1 protein-coding gene is annotated in these 245 nt (G+C 64.9%); it reads right to left on the bottom strand.

Annotated features, from left to right (window positions below):
• Positions 1 to 218, bottom strand: a 218-nt coding sequence (locus IE94_RS42040; protein ID WP_037925181.1) for an AMP-binding protein, incomplete at its 3' end; no start/stop codon positions are given.
• Between the last annotated feature and the right edge of the window lie 27 nt (positions 219 to 245).

Raw genomic sequence — 245 nt, 5'->3', positions numbered from 1 at the left:
ACACCTTTGGGTTGTCCGGTGGAGCCGGAGGTGTGGATGACGTAGGCGGGGTGGGTGGGGTGGAGGGGGGTGTGGCGGTCGTGGTCGGTGAGGTTGTGGTCGGGTTGGGTGGTGAGGTGGGTGTGGGTGGTGGGGTGGGTGTGGGTGGTGGGGTGGTCGAGGTTGAGGTGGTCGAGGTTGAGGTGGGGGTGGTTGGTGGGGCTGTCTCTTATACACATCTGACGCTGCCGACGAAGGCTTAGGTG

The sequence above is a fragment of the Streptomyces violaceorubidus genome (assembly GCF_000717995.1).
In the GTDB taxonomy this organism is placed as follows: Bacteria; Actinomycetota; Actinomycetes; order Streptomycetales; family Streptomycetaceae; genus Streptomyces; species Streptomyces violaceorubidus.
This window is presented reverse-complemented; position numbering and strand designations above follow the sequence as displayed.